This window comes from Leisingera sp. ANG-M1, from assembly GCF_000813745.1.
Classification (GTDB): domain Bacteria; phylum Pseudomonadota; class Alphaproteobacteria; order Rhodobacterales; family Rhodobacteraceae; genus Leisingera.
Window position 1 is genome coordinate 1,182 of the sequence record NZ_JWLC01000074.1, and the last position, 490, is coordinate 1,671.

Annotated in this window: 1 protein-coding gene; it reads right to left on the minus strand. The window is 64.9% G+C overall.

Translation table 11 applies throughout. The annotated features are described in order from the left end of the window. On the minus strand, positions 1–490 hold a 490-nt coding region (locus RA19_RS25415; protein ID WP_275041759.1), incomplete at both ends, for a glutamate synthase central domain-containing protein.

Genomic DNA, 490 nt, shown 5'->3' on the forward strand with positions numbered 1-490 from the left:
CGCAGAGAGTCGATCGGCGGGTTGGTTACCTGGGAGAAGTTCTGCCGGAAGAAATGGCTCAGCGGGCGGTACATCTTCGACAGCACTGCCGACGGGGTGTCATCGCCCATCGAGGCCAGCGATTCCTTGCCGTCCTCGGCCATCGGCGCCAGGATCTGCTCCAGCTCCTCAATCGAGTAACCGGCTGCAATCTGGCGGCGGCGCAGTTCCTCGCCGCTGAACAGCGGCTGTTCGGTGGCGCTGGCCAGGGTCGCGTCCAGATCGTTGATCCGCTGCACCCAGTCGCCGAACGGCAGGGCGCGCGCCAGTTTGTCCTTGATCTGGGTGTCGTTGTAGAGCTTGCCCTTCTGCATATCGACGGCCAGCATCTGGCCCGGGCCCAGCGCGCCCTTTTCGACCACAGTAGCCTCGTCAATCGGCACCATGCCGGCCTCGGAACCGGCGATCACCAGCCCGTCGCCGGTCACCACGTAACGCATTGGGCGCAAGC